The 22,578-nt window shown below is 47.4% G+C and carries 25 protein-coding genes; 11 read left to right on the top strand and 14 right to left on the bottom strand.

The genetic code is table 11. The features are described from left to right. Nucleotides 1-17 precede the first annotated feature (17 nt). The 3 genes from ACU37H_RS18650 to ACU37H_RS18640 all read left to right on the top strand — a co-directional run bounded on the left by ACU37H_RS18650 (nt 18) and on the right by ACU37H_RS18640 (nt 4,640). The gene (locus ACU37H_RS18650; protein WP_472705956.1) at nt 18-1,184 is read left to right on the top strand and encodes a mandelate racemase/muconate lactonizing enzyme family protein; all 1,167 of its coding nucleotides are present in this window, start codon (nt 18-20) and stop codon (nt 1,182-1,184) included. Nucleotides 1,185-1,303: 119 nt separating this feature from the next. Further along, on the top strand, nt 1,304-3,592 hold the full coding sequence (locus tag ACU37H_RS18645; RefSeq protein ID WP_472705954.1) for a DUF5703 domain-containing protein: 2,289 nt from the start codon (nt 1,304-1,306) through the stop codon (nt 3,590-3,592). A 268-nt stretch (nt 3,593-3,860) separates the two neighbouring features. After that, a complete protein-coding gene (locus ACU37H_RS18640; RefSeq protein WP_472705952.1) occupies nt 3,861-4,640 on the top strand; it encodes an SDR family NAD(P)-dependent oxidoreductase in 780 nt (259 codons plus the stop codon). Nucleotides 4,641-4,707: 67 nt separating this feature from the next. On the opposite strand, the gene ftsY is transcribed toward ACU37H_RS18640, so the two are convergent. From ftsY to rpmB, 4 genes are all read right to left on the bottom strand, one after another. Then, complete coding sequence (gene ftsY / locus ACU37H_RS18635; RefSeq protein WP_472705950.1) at nt 4,708-5,688, bottom strand: signal recognition particle-docking protein FtsY; 981 nt, start codon at nt 5,686-5,688, stop codon at nt 4,708-4,710. Nucleotides 5,689-5,835: 147 nt separating this feature from the next. Next, entirely contained in the window at nt 5,836-6,009 is a 174-nt protein-coding gene (locus ACU37H_RS18630; RefSeq protein ID WP_240827089.1) for a DUF4295 domain-containing protein, read from the bottom strand. A gap of 76 nt (nt 6,010-6,085) precedes the next feature. Then, a complete protein-coding gene (rpmG, locus tag ACU37H_RS18625) occupies nt 6,086-6,274 on the bottom strand; it encodes a 50S ribosomal protein L33 (protein WP_114788943.1) in 189 nt (62 codons plus the stop codon). 20 nt (nt 6,275-6,294) lie between these two features. After that, nucleotides 6,295-6,531 carry a 50S ribosomal protein L28 gene (gene rpmB, locus ACU37H_RS18620; RefSeq protein ID WP_472705947.1) on the bottom strand — a complete coding sequence of 79 codons (237 nt, stop codon included), beginning with the start codon at nt 6,529-6,531 and terminating at the stop codon, nt 6,295-6,297. Between the two features lie 163 nt (nt 6,532-6,694). Here rpmB and ACU37H_RS18615 point away from each other — a divergent pair, with 163 nt between their 5' ends. The 3 genes from ACU37H_RS18615 to lpdA all read left to right on the top strand — a co-directional run bounded on the left by ACU37H_RS18615 (nt 6,695) and on the right by lpdA (nt 9,598). Further along, nucleotides 6,695-7,204, top strand: coding sequence for a DinB family protein (locus ACU37H_RS18615; RefSeq protein ID WP_472705945.1), 510 nt, complete (start codon nt 6,695-6,697; stop codon nt 7,202-7,204). Then, on the top strand, nt 7,204-8,070 hold the full coding sequence (locus tag ACU37H_RS18610; RefSeq protein WP_472705943.1) for a sugar phosphate isomerase/epimerase family protein: 867 nt from the start codon (nt 7,204-7,206) through the stop codon (nt 8,068-8,070). The genes ACU37H_RS18615 and ACU37H_RS18610 overlap by 1 nt, the downstream gene beginning before the upstream one ends. A gap of 124 nt (nt 8,071-8,194) precedes the next feature. Beyond that, a complete protein-coding gene (gene lpdA / locus ACU37H_RS18605; RefSeq protein ID WP_472705941.1) occupies nt 8,195-9,598 on the top strand; it encodes a dihydrolipoyl dehydrogenase in 1,404 nt (467 codons plus the stop codon). 92 nt (nt 9,599-9,690) lie between these two features. On the opposite strand, the gene ACU37H_RS18600 is transcribed toward lpdA, so the two are convergent. From ACU37H_RS18600 to ACU37H_RS18575, 6 genes are all read right to left on the bottom strand, one after another. Continuing rightward, on the bottom strand, nt 9,691-10,329 hold the full coding sequence (locus ACU37H_RS18600; protein WP_472705939.1) for a carbonic anhydrase: 639 nt from the start codon (nt 10,327-10,329) through the stop codon (nt 9,691-9,693). A 32-nt stretch (nt 10,330-10,361) separates the two neighbouring features. Continuing rightward, nucleotides 10,362-12,026 (bottom strand): SulP family inorganic anion transporter, encoded by a 1,665-nt coding sequence (locus ACU37H_RS18595; protein ID WP_472705937.1) that lies wholly within the window; start codon nt 12,024-12,026, stop codon nt 10,362-10,364. An 87-nt stretch (nt 12,027-12,113) separates the two neighbouring features. Further along, a complete protein-coding gene (locus tag ACU37H_RS18590) occupies nt 12,114-12,446 on the bottom strand; it encodes a hypothetical protein (RefSeq protein WP_472705935.1) in 333 nt (110 codons plus the stop codon). 72 nt (nt 12,447-12,518) lie between these two features. Further along, a complete protein-coding gene (locus ACU37H_RS18585) occupies nt 12,519-12,773 on the bottom strand; it encodes a DUF6814 family protein (RefSeq protein WP_472705933.1) in 255 nt (84 codons plus the stop codon). Nucleotides 12,774-12,833: 60 nt separating this feature from the next. Beyond that, entirely contained in the window at nt 12,834-14,366 is a 1,533-nt protein-coding gene (locus ACU37H_RS18580; RefSeq protein WP_472705931.1) for an MFS transporter, read from the bottom strand. A gap of 871 nt (nt 14,367-15,237) precedes the next feature. Then, nucleotides 15,238-15,912 (bottom strand): ABC transporter ATP-binding protein, encoded by a 675-nt coding sequence (locus tag ACU37H_RS18575; RefSeq protein ID WP_472705929.1) that lies wholly within the window; start codon nt 15,910-15,912, stop codon nt 15,238-15,240. 254 nt (nt 15,913-16,166) lie between these two features. Between ACU37H_RS18575 and ACU37H_RS18570 the strand changes: the two genes are divergently transcribed. Continuing rightward, nucleotides 16,167-16,388: a DUF2795 domain-containing protein gene (locus tag ACU37H_RS18570; protein ID WP_114792839.1), complete on the top strand. Its 222-nt coding sequence runs from the start codon at nt 16,167-16,169 to the stop codon at nt 16,386-16,388. 47 nt (nt 16,389-16,435) lie between these two features. Here ACU37H_RS18570 and ACU37H_RS18565 read toward each other — a convergent pair whose 3' ends face one another. From ACU37H_RS18565 to rnhA, 3 genes are read right to left on the bottom strand one after another with little or no spacing between them, the layout of a single operon-like run. Beyond that, nucleotides 16,436-17,632, bottom strand: a complete 1,197-nt coding sequence (locus ACU37H_RS18565; protein WP_472705927.1) for a serine hydrolase domain-containing protein — start codon at nt 17,630-17,632, stop codon at nt 16,436-16,438. A 12-nt stretch (nt 17,633-17,644) separates the two neighbouring features. Next, entirely contained in the window at nt 17,645-17,974 is a 330-nt protein-coding gene (locus tag ACU37H_RS18560; RefSeq protein ID WP_472705925.1) for an L-rhamnose mutarotase, read from the bottom strand. A gap of 31 nt (nt 17,975-18,005) precedes the next feature. Continuing rightward, complete coding sequence (gene rnhA / locus ACU37H_RS18555) at nt 18,006-18,476, bottom strand: ribonuclease HI (protein WP_472705923.1); 471 nt, start codon at nt 18,474-18,476, stop codon at nt 18,006-18,008. Nucleotides 18,477-18,651: 175 nt separating this feature from the next. On the opposite strand from rnhA, the gene ACU37H_RS18550 reads away from it, so the two are divergent. From ACU37H_RS18550 to ACU37H_RS18540, 3 genes are read left to right on the top strand one after another with little or no spacing between them, the layout of a single operon-like run. Beyond that, nucleotides 18,652-19,473: a DUF4846 domain-containing protein gene (locus ACU37H_RS18550; RefSeq protein ID WP_472705921.1), complete on the top strand. Its 822-nt coding sequence runs from the start codon at nt 18,652-18,654 to the stop codon at nt 19,471-19,473. 48 nt (nt 19,474-19,521) lie between these two features. Further along, nucleotides 19,522-19,971, top strand: a complete 450-nt coding sequence (locus tag ACU37H_RS18545; RefSeq protein WP_472705920.1) for an Xre family toxin-antitoxin system antitoxin — start codon at nt 19,522-19,524, stop codon at nt 19,969-19,971. Continuing rightward, complete coding sequence (locus tag ACU37H_RS18540) at nt 19,971-20,423, top strand: RES family NAD+ phosphorylase (protein ID WP_472705918.1); 453 nt, start codon at nt 19,971-19,973, stop codon at nt 20,421-20,423. The genes ACU37H_RS18545 and ACU37H_RS18540 overlap by 1 nt, the downstream gene beginning before the upstream one ends. A 3-nt stretch (nt 20,424-20,426) precedes the next feature. Here ACU37H_RS18540 and ACU37H_RS18535 read toward each other — a convergent pair whose 3' ends face one another. Beyond that, nucleotides 20,427-20,810, bottom strand: a complete 384-nt coding sequence (locus tag ACU37H_RS18535; RefSeq protein WP_472705916.1) for an SET domain-containing protein — start codon at nt 20,808-20,810, stop codon at nt 20,427-20,429. A 222-nt stretch (nt 20,811-21,032) separates the two neighbouring features. On the opposite strand from ACU37H_RS18535, the gene mgtE reads away from it, so the two are divergent. After that, entirely contained in the window at nt 21,033-22,424 is a 1,392-nt protein-coding gene (gene mgtE, locus ACU37H_RS18530; protein ID WP_472705914.1) for a magnesium transporter, read from the top strand. Nucleotides 22,425-22,578: the final 154 nt, after the last annotated feature.

Raw genomic sequence — 22,578 nt, 5'->3', positions numbered from 1 at the left:
AACTTAACAACTGAAAGATGAAAATAACAGACGTTAAAGTATGGCTGGTGGAAGGCGTAAAGTACAACTGGACGCTGTTGAAAATATATACCGACACGGGGCATACAGGCGTGGGTGAAGCCACCAACTGGCCGGGCAGCCCCATTGTTTACGAAGCGGCCAAACATGTAGGCCAACGCATCATCGGGCTCGACCCAATGAAGACGGATTTCATCTGGACCAAACTGTATCGCGATCTGAACTGGTTAGGACCTTTTGGCGCCAGCATGTGCGCCATTAGCGGGATTGACATGGCTTTGCTGGACCTGAAAGGGAAAGTGTATGGAGCGCCCTGCTATGAACTGCTGGGCGGCGCTTTCAGAAAGAATATTTTGTTGTACGCCAATTACTGGTTTACCGGTGGCGGACATAATGCAGCAGATTATGCAGCACAGGCCCGGAAAGTAAAAGAAGCCGGTTTCACCGGCCTCAAGTTTGATCCCTTTGCACACACCAATTATTTGTATGGCGAAGACCTTTCTCCCAACCTGACACTTAGCGCTGCACAACAGGATTTGGCCTTTGAAGTAAGCAAAGCCGTAAGAGACGCTGTGGGACCAGACTTTGACATCATGATCGAAACACATGCTATGCTCAACTACCGGGTGGCGGTGAAGATGGCACAACGCCTTTCAGCATTGGACATCACCTGGTATGAAGAGCCTGCCGGTCCGGAAAGCGCGGACACCCTGAAGGCGATGCGCGACCGCATTCCTTCCAATGTTTCCATTTGCGTGGGTGAACGTCATTACACAAGGCATAATATTCGCCCGGTACTGGAAAAACATATCTGCGATATCATGATGCCAGATATCACCCGTTGCGGTGGCCCCAGCGAGATGAAGCGCATGGCCACTATGATGGAAGCTTACAATGTGTTATTAGCGCCGCATAACCCCAACGGGCCATTGTCCACCCTGGCATCAGCGCATGTTTGCGCTTCTGTTCCTAATTTTTTCAGGCAGGAATTTATGTTCAACGATGTGCCCTGGAGAGATACTGTTATAGATCATCCGATACAAGACATGGTCAGCAACGGGCATTTGCAACTCAGTGACCGGCCGGGCCTGGGCGTGGATCTGGTGGAATCAGAAATGGAACTGCATCCGGGAATCACGCAACCGCGCAACGGATTTTATATATAAGCTACAGCGCCTGTTATATCCTGACGCATGGAGCGGTCCACTTATGTGACTATACGATTCGGTCTGTCAAAAAAATACTGCTATAAAGAGAACAATCAGCATCATCACAAATCAAAATTATGTTTAAAAGAATACTATTATCATTATGCATTGGATGTCTGCAGATCCTGGCCTTTGGTCAACATACGGTCTCAGATTACGACGTTAGCTGGAATACTCCGTCCGCCAACGAATCGGGCAACATGCCCATCGGCAACGGCAGCCTGGGCAGCAACGTGTGGGTAGAAGAAAACGGCGATCTGCTGCTGTACCTTTCCCGCAACGATTCCCATTCTGAACTGCAACGACTGTTGAAGCTGGGACGCTTACGCATATCCTTTTCAGGCAATCCTTTCGGCAGTAGCAAACCTTTTTTGCAGGTGTTGCATATCAACGACGGAAGTATCCGGCTGGAAGCAGGCCAGCCCGGTGAAAAGATCTCCCTGCGCATCTTTGTTCACTCCGGCTCCCCTGTTCTCTATATCAACGGCAACAGTGAAAAGCCCGTTTCCGTAAAAATTACATTGGAAAACTGGCGCCGTACCCGGCACCAGCTGAACGAAAAAGAACTCCCCTCCACCTGGGTCTACCGGACCGGCGTGCCGGAAGGTAAAGGCATCAATACATGGGAATCAGCGGATACGATCGTTTCTGAGAAGAACGCCATTAGCTGGTACCATCGCAACGCTTACAGTTGTGTTCCAGTTCATATACGTGAACAAGGAATGAGCGCGTACAGTCATTTAATTAATGATCCTTTGGTGAACAATACATTTGGAGGATATGTTTCAGCAAAAGGATTAGTGAATGCGTCTGATACAGTGCTGTACACTAAACAACCGGTGAAAAAAATCGATATCAAAATAGCGGGCTACACAGAACAGACGCCCACCGCGTCGTCCTGGCGCTCTGCTATAAAAAAGATCCATGCCAGCGCTGTTAAAGCTGATAAGGCGTATCGTCAAACCAAAAGCTGGTGGAACGATTTCTGGCAACGAAGTAGCATATATGTGGGCGCCCCTAAAGCTGCCGTTGGCACTGATTCGCTGAGCCGTTCCCTGGCCCACTATACGCAGACCTATATTTTATCCAAATACCAACTGGCCTGCCAGATGCGCAATAAGTTTCCGGCAAGATTCCAGGGGGGCATTTTCAATGTTGATCCACGGTATGCTTATTACTCGACCGATGTGCGGAAAAATAATTACTCGGCTGATTACCGCTATTACGGTGTCAACTTCTGGTGGCAAAATGTCCGCTTCCTGTATCAGCCCCAATACGCGCAGGGCAACTTCGATCTGATGCAGCCTTATTTCAATTTTTACCTGGATCTGATCCCTGTCTTCGAGGCCCGCGCCAAAAAATACTACAACGCCTCGGGCATTTACATGCAGGAGTGTATCACCACATTTGGACTGCCGGGTATGGGCGACTTCGGGTTTGGCAACAAGGAGTACGGCGAAGAATACACCCAAAACATCTGGCAGCAATGTCTTGAAATGACGGTGCTGTTGCTGGACTATTATCATTACACCGGCGATCAGCAATTCCTGCTGGAGAAGGCTTTACCCTGGGCCCGGAAAGCCTTGCTATTCTACGAGACGCGGTTCCATAAAGATGATAAAGGCCGATTGCATATTTTCCCCACTCATGCACTGGAAACTTACTGGACCGGCGTAGAAAACGACATGCCCTCCGTAGCTGGCCTGCACTACGTGTTAAGCGAATTATTACAACTGCCTTCGCAGTTCACCACCGCTGCAGATAGAGCAGACTGGTCAAAGATGAAAGCCATTTTGCCTCCGCTGCCTAAAAAGCAACAAGCGGATGGAAGCCGCATCGTCGACAATGCGGAAGTTTACAATTCCAAGCGTACGAATTATGAGGCACCGGACCTATATTGTCTTTTCCCGTTCAGGATCTATGGTTTCAACAAACCGAATAAAAGCGAGGTAGAAAAAGCGTTTTACAAAATGCCCAACCCAGGCAGGGTATGCTGGTATCAGACCGGTATTTTTTCGGCACGGTTAGGTTTGGCCTATGAAGCCGCCAAGGATATTGAAGCGCGCAGCAAGGCCAATCTGAAAAACTTCCGGTTCCCGGGCTATATGGACAGTCCGCACGATTGGAAGCCGGATTATGACGGTGTGGGCAACATGATGAATACCTTGCAGGAAATGTTGATGCATTGCGAAGGAGACAGCATTTATCTGTTTCCTGCGTGGCCCAAAGAGTGGGACGTGACTTTTAAATTGCGTGCCTTCCGGAATACCACGGTCGAGGTGGTTTATAAAAACGGAATCGTAAGCACGTTAAAGGTGTTTCCGGAAAGCCGGAGAAAAGATGTGGTACTGATGTTGAATAAATAATGAAACGGGGAGGTGACCACACAGGTACTGCAAATAAAAGTATTTAGATTGATTGAAGTTCCTGTAAGGCGCAAAGGCAATCCCTGACGTGGATCAAAATTAAATTTGTTTGTAGCGCGAAATATCGTTATCGTATTAAGATGCGACAAGCATGTTCAAGACCAGGCAACAACTTTGTCATCGAATATTTTAGTGCGTTTTTGATGTAGAACACTTTGTATCTATGTGGTTATATTTATTCCTGTGAAGCATAGCATTAATTTTTTTTATGGCATTACAAATCGATTTATCAGGAAAAGTAGTGGCGATAACAGGCGTCACATCAGGCATTGGCGCAGGGGTAGCCGAAATGTTTGCCCTTGCAGGAGCAGCTGTTTCCGGTTGCGCCTTAGCTTCAGATGGCAGTCAATTTTTAAAGAAAGTTGAAGCGCACGGCGCCAAAGCTTTGTATACAACATGCGATGTCACCGACGAAAGGGACTTGCAAAGGTTTGTGAACCATACGAAAGCGGCATGGGGTCAGATCGATATATTGATCTCCAATGCAGGTCAAAATATTTTTGAAGGCGCTGCGGATTGCAGCGAAGCACATTGGAAGCACAATATCAACCTGAACCTCACATCGCACTGGCAGTTAGCCAAACTTTGTAAACCGCACCTGGAACAACAGCAAGGCGTGATCATTGTGATGACATCTAATCATGCCTATCATACCATTCCCGGCTGCTTTCCTTACAATGTAGCTAAAACAGCGCTTAGCGGCCTGGTACGAAGTCTTGCCATAGAATGGGGTCCAAAGATCCGAACGGTGGGCATTGCGCCTGGTTTTATCGATACGCCGGGCAATCAGCAATGGTTTGATGAATTCGCGGACCCTGCAGCTGAACGGCAACGAACCGTCGATCTGCATCCGGTAAAAAAGTTGGGTACCGTAGAAGAAATCGGGGGATGGTGTGTGTTTCTTGCCAGCGAATATGCTTCCTTTGCTTCAGGGACTACCTACTTAGTGGACGGCGGCAGAAACGCGGTCATGCAGGACAGCGCCTGATGGACAGGTCATGGGCTCTGGTACTAGCAACTAATATTACTCGATCTGGACCAGGCATGCACCCGTATTAGTATTCCTTGTCAGGTGATGTTTTCAGGTTAAACAGGCTATCCACAAACTCGTGCTTATCAAAGACCAGTAGATCGTCCGCCTTTTCACCGACGCCGATAAACTTCACCGGTATCTTGAACTGGTCGGCGATGGCCAATACCACACCACCTTTAGCCGTTCCATCCAGCTTGGTGATCGCCATTGCAGTCACATCAGTCGCCGCGGTAAAGTGTTTCGCCTGTTCCAAGGCATTTTGCCCCGTAGATCCGTCAAGCACCAGCAAGACCTCGTGCGGCGCTTCGGGAATAAACTTTTGGATCACTCTTTTGATCTTATTCAACTCATCCATCAGGTGCGCCTTATTGTGCAACCGGCCCGCTGTGTCGATGAGCACTACATCACTTTTACGGCTGACAGCGCTCTGTGCAGTATCGAAGGCGACGGCAGCAGGATCGCTCCCCATAGCCTGTTTAACGATAGGCACGCCTACCCTTTCGCTCCAGATGGTCAGCTGGTCCACGGCGGCCGCACGGAACGTATCCGCAGCACCCAGCAAAACATTCTTACCTGCCTTTTTAAAATTATGAGCCAGTTTACCAATCGTAGTGGTTTTGCCTACTCCGTTCACTCCCACCACGAGGATGATATAAGGCTGAGCCGGCATTGCACTTTCAAAAGTATAGCTGCCGGACTCCGGTGCATCCACCAGGATCTTTTCAATTTCCTCTTTCAGGATGGTATTCAGTTCCGACGTGTTCAGGTATTTATCTTTGGCCACCCGCTCTTCGATGCGATTGATGATCCTCACTGTCGTTTCCACACCCACATCCGCGCTCACCAGGGCTTCTTCCAGGTTGTCCAGCACCTCTTCATCGACGGTGCTTTTGCCCGCGATCGCTTTGCTGATCTTACTTAAAAAACCTTCTTTGGTTTTCTGCAAACCCTGGTCCAGCGACTCTTTCTCTTTTTTACCGAACAGCTTTTTTAAAAAACTCATAAGTGAATGTACAATGATTTGATTATAAAACGATTCATCTGTTTCTCCTTCCCGGAAGACAGTTTGTGCAGGGCTGTATATCAAAAACAAGAAAAGCCATCCGCAGTTGTACGAATAGCTTTGCTAATATTATTGTAAAAGCCAAAATTACTTTTGAGCCAGGAAATCTTTCACTTTCTCTTTGTGGACAATCTGCTCTTTAAAAGTATAAGCACCTGTTTTAGGGCTCCTTACAGCGCGGATCACTTTAGTCCAGTTCTTACTTTCTGCTGCTGCTTTGGCGTCTTTTACCTTCGCGTTTTTTGAAGCTGCTTTTGCCATTGTATTGAGTTAAAAAGTTGATATGTTGAAGTGTTGAAAAGGTTTTCGTCATTAAACCCGTTAACCTGTCAACTAATTATTTAATTTCTTTATGAACAGTAACTTTCTTCAGAATGGGATTGAACTTTTTCAACTCCAATCTTTCAGGATTGTTCTTTTTGTTTTTTACGGTAATATAACGGCTAGTACCAGGCTGACCACTGGTCTTGTGCTCGGTGCACTCCAATATTACCTGAACTCTGTTGCCTTTCGCTTTCTTTGCCATGGTATAATGCTTTTAAAAAATTAGATTTTCTCGCCTTTCGCGCGCAATTGTTTCACTACAGAGTACAGGCCGTTTTTATTAATAGTACGGATAGCGTCAGTAGATAATTTTAAAGTAATCCATTTATCTTCCTCAACAAGGTAAAACCTCTTCTTCTGTAAATTCGGTAAAAATCTACGCTTGGTCTTGATGTTAGAATGCGAAACCTTGTTCCCTCCGATCGGCGTTTTACCTGTAACCTGACATACTCTTGCCATAATAAAAATTTTTGGATTGCAAAGGTAAGGGATTTTTTGAGTTTAAATACTAATTTCCTTTGTTTTTTTTAAATCGTCCGGATAAGTTTTCTGCCTGTGACTATTTATTATACCGTATTTTAGATAAAAAAAACATTATCAACCGTTTTTAACACTCCGATATATGCGACCACAGCCAGCAGATTACCCGCCCTATTTCGAACCTTACGTGTCAAAGGTAGCCGGAAATGATTTACAAGTCATCTTACCAGACAGTCTTACCACATTGAAAGAAGCGCTCGACGACATCCCGGAGTCAAAAGCTGATTTTTCCTACGCCCCGGAGAAATGGACAGTCCGCCAGGTGCTGCAGCATTGCATCGATACCGAGCGCGTGTTTGCCTACCGGGCGCTTTGTGTGGCCCGCGGCGAAACCCAACCCCTGCCCGGCTTCGACCAGGACCAATATGCCTACCACGCAGAAGTGGGCAGAAAAAGCCTGGGGTATCTGAAAAAAGAATTATTGCTGCTCAGGCATAGCACGATCTTGTTATTTGAACACTTTTCTACCACCGAGCTGAATCGCAAAGGCACCGTAAGCAATTATACCACCACTGTGCTGGCACTGGGATATAATATTGTAGGCCATTGGCTGCATCATCAATCCATCCTGAAAGCCCAATACGAGATTTAATGAAAAAACAGATCTTCTTCTTTGCCCTCGCGACCACCCTTTCAGTTTCCTTCCAAAAAACCAGCGCGCAGGCGCCGCCGCCCGTTCCGGAATTAGGCGTATGCGCCGAGCTCGATAAAGCCCCCATTCTCGAAAAACACGAGTACCAATTCATCCAGCCCACGGTCAGTGAGGTGCTCCAGCCGTTAACGCCCGATAGCAGTTTCAACGCCGGCAGTCCTGCATATCGCGGCCCTGTAGCGCTGACTGTGTGCAACGTGTTCATCCCCGGAAGTATCAAAACTACAGGACCGAATGTGGACGAAAACCGCGTGGTCGCCTACGCCGAGACCGTCTTTAAACGGGCCAGGGCTTTAGGAATACCATTAATAGTATTTGGCAGCGGGGCTTCGCGACAGATACCGGAAGGATTTAGCCGCGATTCGGCTTTTGCGCAATTTGTTGCCATCGGTAAAAAGCTGGCGCCGCTGGCCGCCCGCTACCACATAACGCTGGCGCTCGAAAGCCAGAACCGTTCTGAATGTAATTTCCTCAATACGGTGGAAGAATGTATTAAGGTCGCGCGGGCAGTCAATCATCCTAATTATAAAATTTGCGTAGACCTCTATCATATGATGCGCGAAAACGAGCTGGCCGATGTGATCATTGACGGCGGTCCGTTGATCTATCACTGCGACATTGGCGAAAAAGAAACCAGGTCCGCTCCCGGAGTGGCGGGAGATGACTTCAGGCCCTATTTCGCAGCCATGCAGCAAATCGGATATAAAGGCAAGATCGCACTTGAATGCAGGTTTAGTAACCTGGATGCAGAACTTCCCGTGGCCAGACAAACCATCTACCGGCAATGGTCCGAAGCGGCCCGCTGATCCCTCCTTTCTCTGATGCCGCAGCGATCCTTTGCAGTTTACTGTAATTGAGCTAAATTCGCAGGGTTTAGTTCATAGACAATGAATCACGGTATCAATCAATAAAAAATAAAATTTATCACACATGGCATATGATGTAGTAGTATTGGGCAGCGGCCCGGGCGGTTATGTAGCGGCTATCCGCGCCTCTCAGCTGGGGCTGAAGACAGCAATTATCGAAAAGGAAAGCCTCGGCGGCATTTGCCTGAACTGGGGTTGTATTCCTACCAAAGCTTTGCTGAAAAGCGCACAGGTGTATAACGACATTAAACACGCCCAGGATTTCGGAATTGAAGCAAGTGGAAAACCCAACTTTGAAGCCATTGTGAAGCGCAGCCGTGGCGTAGCCGACAAGATGAGCAAAGGCGTGCAGTTCCTGATGCGTAAAAATAAGATCGATGTGGTGATGGGATTCGGTACACTGAAATCCAAAGGACAGATTGAAGTGAAAGGTGCTGATGGCAAAACCCAGATCGTAGAAGGAAAACATATCATCATCGCTACCGGCGGTCGCAGCCGCGAATTACCTGCTCTGAAGCAGGATGGCAAAAAAATTATTGGCTATCGCGAAGCCATGGTATTGCCTGAGCAGCCTAAGAGCATGATCGTGGTAGGAAGCGGTGCGATCGGTATTGAGTTTGGTTATTTCTATAACAGCCTTGGCACGAAAGTAACCGTAGTAGAGTTTTTACCACGCATCGTGCCTGTCGAAGATGAAGACATTTCAAAAGAGCTCGAAAAGAATCTTAAGAAACAAGGCATCGACGTACTGGTGAACAGCGAGGTAACTTCTGTAGACACTTCGGGCAATGGCGTGAAAGCAAAAGTAAAAACAGCTAACGGAGAAGTGACGCTGGAAGCCGACGTGGTGTTAAGCGCCGTAGGCGTATCGGCCAACATTGAAGGCATCGGCCTGGAAACGGTGGGAGTGAAAACAGAGAAAGGCAAAATCAGTGTTGACAAGTTCTATAAAACAAACGTAGCTGGTGTATACGCGATCGGTGACTGTGTTCCCGGTCAGGCCCTGGCCCACGTTGCGAGCAAAGAGGCCATCATTTGTGTGGAAGCTATCGCTCACGCAGAAGGTAAATACAAACATCAGCCTGAAGCAATCGACTATAACAACGTACCGGGATGTACTTACTGCTATCCCGAAGTAGCCAGTGTAGGTTTCACAGAAGCGAAAGCGAAAGAAGCCGGCTACGAAGTAAAAGTGGGCAAATTCCCGTTAAGCGCCAGCGGTAAAGCAAGCGCCGCCGGACATGCAGAAGGTTTCGTTAAAGTAATCTTCGATGCTAAATACGGCGAATGGCTGGGCACACACATGATCGGGTATAACGTTACCGAAATGATCGCCGAAACAGTAGTAGGCCGCAAGCTGGAGACGACTTACCACGAGGTGTTGAATGCAATTCACCCGCACCCAACGATCAGCGAAAGCATTAAAGATGCGATCGAAGTAGCTTATGGCGAAGCGATCCACCTGTAAGCAATTCGATTAACTCAAGACATAAAAAAGCCCCGGAAGCATTTCACTTCCGGGGCTTTTTGTATGAAGGCGTTATCCGAACGCCTTTATGATTAAATGTTGTCGTAAACATAGATCGGGTCGATTACGGTTTCGCCCGGTTTGATATTGATGATCTCTTTTAGCTTACCATCTTTCAATCCGTACACCCAACCGTGGATCTCAGGCCCCTGGCGCAGTTTCCACGCTTTCTGAATGATCGAGGTTTTGCACAGCTTCTCTGCCTGCTCCCTCACATTCAGCTCTACCATACGGTCTGCACGCTCGTTCTCATCTTCGATCGCATCCAGCTCCGCGCGGTTATCTTTATAAACGTCTTTGATCACGCGCAACCACATATTCAATATCTGGTTGAAATCGTTATTACCCATTGCCGCTTTTACACCCCCACAGCCGTAATGGCCACACACAATAACATGTTTCACTTTCAGGTGCATTACCGCATATTCAAGAACGCTCAACATATTAACATCGGTGTGAACTACGAGGTTGGCGATATTTCGATGCACAAAGATCTCTCCCGGTTTGGTGCCGGTGATCTCATTGGCTGGCACACGGCTGTCGCTACAACCGATCCATAAAAACTCAGGTGTTTGCGTTTCCGCAAGACCTTTAAAAAATGAAGGGTCAACAGATAACATTTTCGCTGCCCATTCCTTATTCGACTCTAATAATTCACTGTACGATTTCATAATGCTTTTTTAGACTTTTTTTGTTTGGGTAATTAATTTGTTTTCTTATTATTGTTTCCGTTTCCGTTTCCTTGTATCACAGATTCGATCACCTCTTCATAATTCCTTTTTAGAGAGCCGTCTTCGTTATTATTCGCCAGCACCTTGTAAGAAAATCCATGATCTACAAAACTGCTTGTGTACAGATCGACCTTTATGTTTTTAAGCGGCGCATGTAAGGTAAAGTCCTCAATCGTTTCCACTACGTCCCGATCGATATAATCGGCCCGTTTGGTATCAATGATCACGTGGGCGTTCTCCGGCACTTCTTCCAGCTTCTTTTTGATGATCGCCTTGTTCAGGAACGACACATCCTTACGCAAGCGGAATAAATAGCGGGAATCGTCGTTGACTACAAACACAGCTTTCCTAAAGTTAGAACGAAAAGCAAAGAATAAGCCAACAATGATCCCCAGGATCACACCTTTTAAAAGATCCGTTGCCAGAATAGCGGCAATGGTGATCACAAACGGGAGAAACACATCCCAGCCCTTCTGATAGAAAGCTTTGAACAGCGAGGGTTTCGCCAGTTTATAACCGGTAAAGATCAGGATCGCCGCCAACGCTGATTTGGGTATGAGGTTTAAAATAGCAGGGATAAAAGCTACCAGCAACAGCAAAAAGGTACCATGCAAAATGGTAGACATTTTGGACTTGGCGCCTGCGTTGACGTTGGCGGAAGAACGTACGATCACACTGGTCACCGGAATCCCTCCTACCAGGCCGGACACCATATTGCCAAAGCCCTGGGCTTTCAACTCCCGGTTCGTAGGCGTTACACGCTGATAGGGATCCAGGTCGTCCACCGCTTCAATACAAAGCAGGCTTTCCAGGCTGGCTACCAACGCCACCGTTACGGCCAGTATCCATACGTCGGGATTAGTGATATAGCTCCAGTCGGGCATGGTGAAGAACGAGAAAAACTCACTGGTGGAAGACGCCACAGGAATGGACACCAGGTGTCCGCCTTCCAACACGGGCAGACCCTGCGTCGTTTTGAAAATATAGTTAAGCCCAACCCCGAGAAAAACGATCAGCAACGGCGCAGGAACCAGTTTGATAAATCCCTTTTTATTGGCGACCCAGGCTTCCCAAAGGAAATAAAATGCGAGGCAGATGCCTCCGATCACAACAGCAGAACTGTTGATATTTCCGAAGGATTTAAAGAAATTCACAAAGATGTTCCCCTTCACAGGCGTGTTTTCATCTATTTCGAAAGACGAATCATCGCCCAGCAAATGGGGCACCTGGTTCAAAATAAGGATCAGACCGATGGCTGCCAACATGCCCTTGATGACACTATTGGGAACATAATCTCCGATGATACCGGCTTTGCAAAATCCCAATACCAGCTGCATCGCACCCGCGAGCACCACCACAACAAGGAATGCCTCGAACGAAGCCAGCGTTGTGATGGCCGAAGCCACAATGGCGGTAAGACCAGCAGCAGGGCCACTGACACTTAGGTGGGATTTACTGAGGATACCGACGACGATGCCACCGGACACACCGGCGATAATGCCGCTAAACAAAGGCGCGTTGGACGCCAGGGCCACCCCAAGACACAAAGGGAGGGCTACCAGAAATACTACAATGGAAGATGGCAAGTCGCTTCCAAGCGACTTCATCAAACCTTTCGAAGCAGGTTGATTTGTCATAAAAACGATTAAGGTTATAGACCTTTTTTCAGGCTATATATAAATGAGAGAATCGAAAACCGGAACTAAATAACAAGTAATGGAATATCAGACGTTAGCGTTAGGGGGCGGACAATGAAGTTCCCCGTGGTAAGCGGTGTAGGTTGCCTCGTGTGCATGAATGTACGCGGTGGTAATTTGCCGCGGAGGCAGGTGCATATCCGTCCGCGTCTCGTGAACATACTCTTCGCTGATCGTTAACGCGTTGGATGTGGTCTTTTCTTCGGTAGTATTAGAATACGGGTTCTTATCGCAGGTCTGTCCCTGGGCCACGTCCTGCTTCGCCAGCTTGGATCCGTATGTCAACGGTAATCCCAAGGTCAGCAGAAACAGTAAAGCCGACAGAAATACAGCCGATATGTGTCCCGATAATTTACTCATTTCTATGGAGCGAAGATAAATTAAAATGTGTTTTCAAAAAGCATAATATTAAAAACCTTGCAATTTATTAACTCATTCAAAATTCAGATGGTCCGAATCCTGTGGCAGCTGCCGGTATTCATTCTTAATGGCATACCACCCAAAGATCATCAGGCCGATCGCTATCGGTACGAATATAGCGATAATAATAATCCATATAACAGGATTGTTGATGTCTTTGTTGCCTGAAGGGTCAATATTTCTTACAGCACCCATGACCAGGAAAAAGATAATGGCGGGTCCCAGCAAGAACCAGATCACTCCTAATAGTCTTTTGATAAAATTCATGAACAATGATATTTTAGTTTTACAATGAGCGGTATTACCACAGCCGCTGAGCCGAATACATTAATCGTTTACTTCCTCGTCGATTCTATTAGTCAGGTAAACTGCCCCAATGATGAAGCAGAGCGCCGCTACCGCAATCGGGTACCAAAGTCCTACCAACGGGTCGCTGGTAAACGTGGTTTGCAGCAATACGCCGATGAAAGGCACCAGCCCCCCGAAAACGCCGTTGCCAATATGATACGGAAGCGACATAGACGTATACCTGATGCGCACCGGGAACAGCTCGACCAGGAAGGCAGCGATGGGCCCGTATACCATGGTTACGTATAAGATCAGGATGAATACCAGTCCGGTATATTTCCAATACAGATCACGCGGCAGAACCTTGTCTTTGATCACCGGTTGCCCGGAAACAGTCACCTGGCTGGCAGCCTTCAGCGTGTCCACCCGCTGCTGGGTATAGGCTCCGCCTGAAGCAAGGCGGAACGACTGAACATGCGTCATGATGCTATCTCCATCATCACCCAGGGCCTCCCGCTTGATCACCTGCGCATGGCCGCCGGAGATACCGCGCTGTTGCCAGGTGGCGACATCCGATTTTTCGAGGAAATAATTGAAGATGGGCCGGTAGGTCACGATGGCTACCAGCATTCCCAGGAGCATGATCCATTTGCGTCCGAGCTTGTCGCTCAACCATCCGAAAAATATAAAGAAAGGCGTTGCAAACAAGATGGCCCAAAGCATGATGGTCCGGCTTTGTTCGAAATCGAGCATCACCTTCGTTTCCAAAAAACTTTGTGCGTAAAACTGGCCGGTGTACCACACCACGCCTTGTCCCATGACAGCGCCAAAAAGCGCCAGCAATACCATTTTGAAGTTTGCTTTGTGACTAAAGCTTTCTTTCAGCGGATTTTTAGCCGTCTTTCCTTCGGATTTTAACCGGGAAAACAGCGGTGACTCTTCCATTTTCATCCTGATGTAAACCGAAACGCCCACGAGCAGGATCGAGAACCAGAACGGATAGCGCCAACCGCCCCATTCGGCATTGAAGGATTGGTCAGACATATTGAACTTCACCAGCATGATGACGCCAAGGGCCAGGAACAGACCTAAAGTGGCGGTTGTCTGGATCCAGCTGGTGAAATACCCACGCCGATGGGCGGGCGCGTGTTCCGCAACGTAGGTGGCGGCACCTCCATATTCTCCGCCCAGGGCCAGTCCCTGGACCAACCGTAACAATAGTACTAACAAAGGGGCAGCAATACCGATCGTCTGATAGCCGGGTACAAGGCCAATGAGAAAAGTTGAACCACCCATCAGCACCAGCGTTAACAGGAAGGTCGATTTTCGGCCGAAAATATCTCCCAGGCGGCCGAAAACGAGCGCTCCGAATGGCCTGACGATAAAGCCGGCTGCAAAAATGGCCAACGTGCTGAGCAAAGCGGCGGTAGCATTTCCTTCCGGGAAAAATTCAGTAGAAATAGTTTTGGCAAGCATCCCGAAAATATAGAAGTCGTACCACTCGATCATGGTTCCCAAAGACGATGCGGCTATCACGCGTGTAATAACATTTCCCTGCTTAGATGAATTCATGTATGACGTTTAGTTTTTGCTTTATAGTCACCTATGTAAAATGATTCCACCATTATAAAGGAGGCATTACCTGCGGTATAGAGGGCTCCCGGCAAGCAAGCACAAGAATCATTGGATGGCAAAAGCAAATTGTTAATGCACGCTAAATATAGGTAAGTTTTTTTTAGTTTTTACAAAACAGAGGCCCTTGGTTTTCAGGCTAGCATGGCTGTTAAAAGGACCACAACGAAATCTCACGGCATTCAGAAAGATAGAAACAGCTTCTGTTACACTCCGAACGCTACCTGATGATGGGGCATTGCCTCCCGTCGTTGCGAACGTGACGTGGTGAAGCCGCTGCCCGGATGCATCTGTTCGGAAGGGGAGCAATCTTTATCTTGGAGCATGTTTTATTCACCGCGCATATAGCAACGGTCAGACGGAGACCGTCAGACCGGGTCAGGAGAATACCTGCGCTGGCTTCGGCCGGAATGACGACAACGGCCCCCGTCATTGCGAACGTGACGTGGTGAAGCCGCTGCCCGGATGCATCTGTTCGGAATGGGAGCAATCTCTCTCTTGCGAGTACATTTACCAACCCCGGATACAAAAACGGTCAGACGGAGACCGTCAGACCGGGGTCAGAGAATACCTGCGCTTCGGCCGGAATGACGACAACGGTCCCCGTCGTTGCGAGCGTGACGTGGTGAAGCCGCTGCCCGGACGCATCTGTTCGGAAGGGGAGCAACCTTTATCTTGGAGCATATTTTATTCACCGCGCATATAGCAACGGTCAGACGGAGACCGTCAGACCGGGGGCAGAAAATACCGCGTGCGCGTTTTCCGTCCGGAAGGACGGACCGGTAGTCATCGTGCGTGAAAATGTAATTTCTTATCGAAAATCGGAAGCATTAACACCGACAATCAGTCCATCCTTCATTTGCAACACTTTGTCGCTGAGCCGGGCTAATTCGTTGTTGTGCGTTACAATCAGGAAGGTTTGCGCGTATTTGGACCTCAGGTCAAACATGAGATCATGCAGTTCCTGGGCATTGGCTGTGTCCAGGTTTCCGGTAGGCTCATCGGCAAAGACAATGGACGGCTGGTTGATGAGCGCCCGTGCAACCGCTACCCTTTGTTGCTCCCCCCCGCTCAGCTCGTTGGGTTTGTTGTTGATCCGGTGGGATACACCCAGCACTTTCAGCAGCTCCCGGGCCCGCTCTTCTACTTCCTTTTTCTTACTGCCGTAGATCCAGCCCGGTATACACACATTTTCGAGTGCCGAAAATTCGGGTAACAAATGGTGAAACTGGAAGACGAATCCGATGTTCTGGTTGCGGAATGCGGCCAGCCTCCGGGAACTGAGGCTCTGAATGTCCACGCCATTCATTTCGACCTGTCCCTGATCGGCCTTATCGAGCGTACCTAAAATATGTAATAAAGTGCTTTTCCCACTGCCCGAGGGCCCTACGATGGACACCACCTCTCCTTTTTCGATCTGGATATCAACCCCTTTGAGCACCTGAATATTTCCGTAAGCTTTATGAATGTTTTTTCCGTATATCATTTAATTGGAGTTGTGTGTCGCGCAAATATAGCCAGTAACGGTTTTTGGCTACTCCGCCCGAAAGCCGGATCGCATCGGTAGCCCGGTTTCAAATGTAAAAGATTGCTTTTTATTATTGCTAAATCTTTTAAAAAAATCAGGTAAAAAAAGCAATTTGATAAATTGTACAATACATTTACTTTTGCACAAATTTTTTAAACCAGTTGCAACCCTTTGTTGCATATTAACGTTAAATATAGAAAACCGATTATACTATGTTTTGGACACTAGAATTAGCTTCATATCTTGAAGACGCTCCCTGGCCGGCAACGAAGGACGAACTGATTGACTACGCGATTCGTAGCGGTGCTCCTTTGGAAGTAGTAGAAAATTTGCAAGAGCTGGAGGACGAGGGCGACGTTTATGAAACGATAGAGGATATCTGGCCTGACTATCCTACACAGGAAGACTTTCTTTTTAATGAAGACGAATATTAAAGGCTTTTAAGCATAAAACTATTAAAGCTGCCTGCGGGCGGCTTTTTTTATTGGATCCTTGTAGCCAGGTCCTCAATAAACCTTTGAGCATACATCCGGGGATGGCTCCAGTTGTGCCCCATCCTGACGATGATCAGGTTTTTACCGGGGTTGATATAAATGTATTGCCCCAGCATTCCCTGCGCGAAAACTGCAGGCATGTTACTATAAGCGCTGTAGAAAATATTACCATTCCGGCTGCTTTTGGAGGTATACCATTTTCCTTCCTGCTTTGCCACAAAGTCTGCGGCCTGTAACGAATCATTAAACCGGCGTATCACGCGGCTGCTCCACCAATGATTTTTGTACCCGTGATAGGCCCGCATCGTGTCAGGGTTCAAAATCGTTTGCACCCAATCCGGGGAGAGTATTTGCTGCCCGTTCCAGTTTCCGTCATTAAGGTAGAGCCGGCCGAGCTTAGCAAAGTCTTTTACCGTCGCATTGAGGCAACAGAAAGCACGGACCATGCCCTTTGCATCTGTTTGCCATTGCGCATTGCTTTCCATACCGAGCGGTTGCCATATTTTTTCCTGAAGATACTCGGGTAGCCGCCTTTTTGTTGCCGCTTCGATAAGGGTGGCCAGCAACTGTGTATTGGCGCTTTTGTATTCAAAATTGTTGGAGCCGGGCTTGGTCTTTAACCTTTTGATCTGCTTCAACTGGTTCCGGGTGAATCCCAGGCGGATGACATCGCTAAACGGGCTGTTGTACGTCTCGTTGCTCTCTACATCCGTTCGCATGTCGAGCACCTGCTGGATGGTCACCTGTTTCCAGGCCGGATCACTTTTGAATAGCCAGGGCAAATAATGGGTGACGGGATCGCTGAAGGATCGGATATATCCCTCCTGTCGCGCGATTTGCGCCAACGTTCCTACGAAAGATTTAGCCACGGAAAAGGAAGGGAAAATATCAGACGCACCAAGCTGATCAAAATATTTTTCGTACAAAATGGTGTCGTTGCGGATCACAAGGAAGCCATAGGTTTGGCTGTTTTCAAGGCTGGTATCGAGATAAGAAGTCCATTTATAGCTGTTTCCCGGATTTTCGTAAAAGCGAAAAGGCTGCCCGGCTCTCTGAATAGGGACGGCCCGGAAGTGGCCCAGGTCTTTTAATTCAAATTTTCTGAACCGGTAAGCGCGCAACACATAACAGGAAGAGAGCAGCAGAGGGATGCTGACAAGACAGATCAGGTGGCGGGCCTTCATAAAATGGTATGATTATAACTGGAAGATCTTTTTCATCATGACCCACTTTTCCCCTGGCTTAGCAAAGGGCAGCGCCTGCTGATAGTTCCACATGAGGGTTTCCCACTCCTGCACCTTTTCATTGGCGGCATCAGCCGCCTGCTTCTTTTCGAAGGTAAAGGCATCATTGACTTCCATGATCATGAACAAACGATTCTCCAGGCGGTAGATCTCCATGTTTTCTATGCCCGCATCGCGAATACTTTGTTCGATTTCCGGCCAGATCTTTTTATGATAGGCCTCATACTCTTCGATCAGCCGGGGATCATCTTTGAGATCTACAGCAAAACAATATTTATGCATCCTTAAAAATATTTTAGTGATTGGTCAGCTGTTATATAGCCAGGTCCTGCTCAAAACCCATATCCACCGCCAGATTTTTACCATCAGCAGCAGTAGTGGCCAGTACATCGCAACGATTGTTAAAGGGATTGTCGGCGTGCCCACGCACCCATTTAATAGTGATCTGGTAGTTGCGGGCCAGCTGGTGATACTGCAACCAGAGATCTTTATTTTTTTTACCACCCTTGAAATCTGTTCTTATCCAGTTGCGCAACCATCCTTTGGAGATAGCGTTGACGACATATTGGCTGTCGGAATAAATAACCACCGGTATATCCTGCGTTTTTAATGCCTTCAGGCCGGCTATCACAGCCATCAACTCCATGCGGTTATTGGTCGTTCTTTTAAACCCTGCCGATAACTCTTTGGCATGTCCTTGATACATAAGAATAACGCCATATCCGCCAGGGCCGGGGTTGCCGCGCGAAGCGCCGTCTGTGTAAATAGTTATTTCCTTTTCCAATGCTGACAAATATACGGCTCCACCGCAATTATGAAAATTTAAAGCAACAGTGTCTTGTATTAAAAATACCGAGTAAACGGAGCATGACAAAAATCTCTTTACAGGAAAATTGGTAAGCCCGTTCACCGTCCGCATAGAGGGACATCGACCATTACAAATCTTAAACTATGTACTTATGAAATATAGCGGTTTCTTCTTGTTCTCTTTAATCCATATCGGTAACTGCCATGAAGATCCGGCCCCGGTTAAAAACGCCCCGATCAGCACGGAACAACTGGTTTCAGATATCCTGATGCCAGAAGGCTTTCATCCCGTCCATAAAAATCCATTTGCTACTTTTTTGAACCATATCAGATTGAAAAAAGACAAAACGGTTTATCTCTATGATGGAAGGCGAAAAGCCAACCAGAATGCCCAGTATGCGGTTTTGAACATTAATACCGGAGATCAGGACCTGCAGCAATGTGCAGATGCCGTTATGCGGTTGCGGGCAGAATATCTTTTTGGAAAACAAGAGTATAGTGCGATCACTTTTACAACGGTCAGCGGAACTGTCGTCAACTTTGCTCAATGGATCAAAGGCAAAAGATACAGGCTTCGGGGCAACGGTTTAATTGCTTACCAGGTTGCTCCTACGCCCCGCGCCGGCACAAGGCAGGCATTTGACGATTACCTGAGATTTGTGTTCAGCTATTGCGGCACGGCCAGCCTGGGCAGCTCATTAAAAAAGAGGAAAATTGCCGATGTGCAGCCAGGAGATGTATTTTTACAGCCAGGCGCTCCCGGTCATGCCGTGATCGTGATGGCGACAGGACGGAACACCCAGGGAAAGACGATATTTCTGCTGGGGCAAAGCTATATGCCCGCCCAGGACATCCATGTGTTGAAAAACCCCGCGCATGAAGCGTCCAATCCCTGGTACGCAGTTCAGGAGGGGCGGAAAATCCAGACACCAGAATGGACATTTGAGCCTGATCAGTTGTATCAGTGGAAATAATTTCAAAAACCGACAAAAAACACGTACCTTTGTGACAAATGACGTAATATGAAAAAGAACACGAAAAAATACATTCCGGACTTTCCCCTAAGTAAAGTGGAAGAGCCAGCGGCTGTATATCATATTATGCCCAGGTCTCACCAGGTTCAAACACTCGTGAAGAATTTCACCTATAAAGATTTTAAAAAGATTTTAAATAAAGGTGCTTTTACACTTGGCGAATGGGCCGAAATGCTCTTCATGAGTGAACGCAGTTTGCATCGCTATGCCAAGGATGATGGCGGCTTCAACGGCCTCCAGATAGAACGGATCCTTCTTTTGGAGGTTTTAATAGATATGGGCAATGAGATGTTTGGAAAGGAAGGTTTTAAAACCTGGTTGCAAAGCAAACCCTTCTCTTTGAACGGCGCCGTTGCCAAAAGCAAGTTAACCACCCACAACGGTATCCAGGAAATCATCGATACCCTGGGAAGAATGCAACACGGTATTTCTGCATAATGATTATCTACAGACTTGTTCGATCAGAATTTAAAGAGGATCTGTCGGGTTATGGGGCCTTTTTATATGGTGGCCGGTGGAATAATAAAGGGCAATACGCGCTCTATTGTGCACACCATATTTCACTTGCTGTTCTGGAGATCGTAGTCAACTACGACAGAACGGCTACCCCATTGCTGCCCTCCTATCACCTGGTGGAACTACAGGTGCCGGACAGCGAAATCATTGAGATCGACAAATCGGCATTGAAGAAAAGCTGGAGCACGGATCCGGATTATACCCAATACATCGGTGATGAATTTCTAAAATCAAAAACTGACCTGATCCTCAAAATACCATCGGTCATTATTCCTGAAGAAAGTAACTATTTACTAAATCCCACGCATAGCGATTTTAAGAAGATCAAGATTGCGACCACAAGACCTTATGGTTTGGACAACCGGCTCTTCTAAAGATTACCGGGCATCGAACCACACCTTCTTAGTAGCATCCCAGCTACCGCTGTAATTGATAAACAGCTCCTCTCCTGCTTTTATATCCCTGACGGTAATGATGGTAATGGTTTGTTCGTCATAATCCATTTCGTAATCGCAGTTACTTTGATAGGCATGGTTGTAGACAGCAGCCCAACCTAAGGCCATACAGCATTCATCGGTATCATCTCCCCACTCAAAAATATAATCATGCAATAAGGTCTGGTCTAAAAGTTGCCGTTCTCTTGCGGACATGACGACCACGGGCGCTCTTTCGATCACCGACCCTTTGGAAATATCTTCTGTTGTAAAAACACCGCGTCCCATATCAGCGGTTTCGGCTACGTACAGGCAATGTGCTATCAACTGATTATTTTTTTACAAAAGTATTGCTATTTTATAACAAGGCGGTCAACTTGCAGGTGAATGAAAGCCTGATCTGATACTAACACGAAACCTGAACAATGAAAACTTTATAAAACGTTCTGTCAGATATTTTCAACGGCTCCCGATCCAACCTTTTATTATGAAATGGTGATTGACGCCCCGGGTAACTTCCGGATGAAAAATTTCCTGTAAGTTTGGCGCATGCAATTGGAAGAAGGAGCAATACCCATTTCAGCACAGTTTGAGACGCTAATTGAGTTTGGTAAAAAGTCAGAGATCAAAGAATTTCTGGATGACCAAAACATCAGTGATGTGGTGGAATTGGTCTACGAATTTCCGGAACACGAGGCGCTGATCATCGCCAATATGTCGGTGCACCGCGCTGTAAACGTGTTTAAATTGCTTGAGGTTTCTGAACAGAACAATATTATACAAGAGCTTCCACCTAGTTACACGGCCGCACTGTTGAATGAATTACCTGCGGATGACCGTACGGATTTCCTGGAAGAGCTGCCGGCCAACGTGGTGCGCGAGCTGATCAAGCTGCTGGATCCGGAAGAGCGCCGCGTGACGCTTTCGTTGCTGGGATATCCTGAAAACAGTATCGGGCGGTTGATGAACCCGGATTATGTGTATGTGTATTCGCATAATACGGTGGAAGAAGTGTTTGGCGTCATTCGCAAATACGGCAAGAACAGCGAAGCGATCAACGTGATCTACGTGATCAACGACGCAGGAGAATTATTGGATGATATCCGTATCGGCGAGTTTATATTGAGCGACCCGCAAACGAAAGTGTCGGAACTGATGGACGAGCGGGTCATCTCCCTGAAGGCGTATGACGATCAGGAAACTGCTGCCGAAATATTTAAAATGAATAACCGCGTGGCCCTTCCGGTAGTCAGCGAAAGCAGCAAGTTACTGGGAATTGTCACCATCGACGATATCCTGTGGGTAGCAGAAGAAGAGTACAGCGAGGACATGCAGAAAATGGGTGGTACGCAGGCCTTTGAAGAACCTTACCTGGATATCCCTCTTTTACGATTATTTAAAAAGCGCGTTCCCTGGCTGGTCATTTTGTTCCTGGGAGAAATGCTGACGGCGACAGCCATGGCATTTTTCGAGGATGAGATTGCGCGCGCGGTGGTGCTGGCATTGTTTATCCCGCTGATCATTAGTAGCGGCGGCAACAGCGGTTCGCAGGCCTCTACCCTGATCATACAGGCTATGGCGGTTGGCGAAGTACATATCAAAGACTGGTGGCATGTGATGCGCCGGGAGATCATCTCCGGTATCCTGCTCGGAACGGTATTGGGCATCATCGGTTTTCTGCGCATCTTCGTTTTCCATTTAGTCACTCCTAATTTATATGGCGAACACTGGTTACTGCTCGGCGGCACACTTGGCTTAACACTGCTGGGTGTTGTGTTGTGGGGCACTTTATCGGGCAGTATGCTTCCCATTTTATTAAAGAAGATGGGCGCTGACCCTGCCGTAAGCTCTGCACCTTTCGTTGCAACGCTGGTGGACGTAACAGGTTTGATCATTTATTTCTCCGTTGCCTTTATGTTATTAAAAGGCTCTCTTCTCTAAATCCAGGAAATAACGATCCGCCTCCTGAATAAAATTTTCAGGCTGGAATGCAAAGATTTTCAACGCAATGGCTTTATCCAAGCCGGTTGGTTGTAATAACGAAAGGAAAATCTCTTCGGGGTTTTATCTATTGCCTGATAACAGACAGTCGATT

The organism is Niabella sp. ZPM-14, from assembly GCF_055693045.2.
This window is presented reverse-complemented; position numbering and strand designations above follow the sequence as displayed.